The 562-nt window shown below is 64.8% G+C and carries 1 protein-coding gene; it reads left to right on the top strand.

Translation table 11 applies throughout. From position 1 onward, the window contains the following. Positions 1-378 (top strand): T9SS type A sorting domain-containing protein (locus E6K76_12280; protein ID TMQ56708.1); only part of this gene is annotated, 378 nt, incomplete at its 5' end. Positions 379-562: the final 184 nt, after the last annotated feature.

Raw genomic sequence — 562 nt, 5'->3', positions numbered from 1 at the left:
CTCCGCGGGAACACTCCGGTCACGATCACCCTCGAGGGACGCCTCTCCACGGGCGAGATCTTCCGCGCGCCAATGGACGTTCTGGTCAACGCCGGAGCCGGGAAGCTCGCCGCTTGGGTCTCGCCGAATCCGATCAATCCCGAGGCCGTCCTCACCTTCGTCACAACAGAGCGTGGCCCCCTGCGGGTTCGTCTCTTTGACCTGAACGGTCGCATGATCCGGTCCCTCCTCGAGGAGCCGGATGCTCCCGTGGGCTATCACGACGTGAGGATCGACGGGCGGGACGAGCACGGAGGGCGGCTGGCTTCCGGGTTTTACTTCTACCGGATCGACACCCGTGGAGGAGAGGTCGTCGGAAAAATCTCCGTGCTTAAATGAAGGATTCCCGGCTATCGCACTGCGGTGGCGAGTTGAAGAAGGTCTGGCGGGACATTCCCGGCACGGAGGAGATCGAAGTAGAGGACCTGTAGGCGCCCCGGGGGTCGGGGCGTGCAAGGCCGCACGCGTGGCGGATCTACACGTGCATGACCTGCGCCGCTTCGCCGCGCGGAACCTCATACGC

The organism is Candidatus Eisenbacteria bacterium, from assembly GCA_005893275.1.
GTDB lineage: Bacteria > Eisenbacteria > RBG-16-71-46 > SZUA-252 > SZUA-252 > WS-7.
Note: the sequence above shows the minus strand (reverse complement) of the source record. Positions and strands in the feature narration are given on the sequence as shown.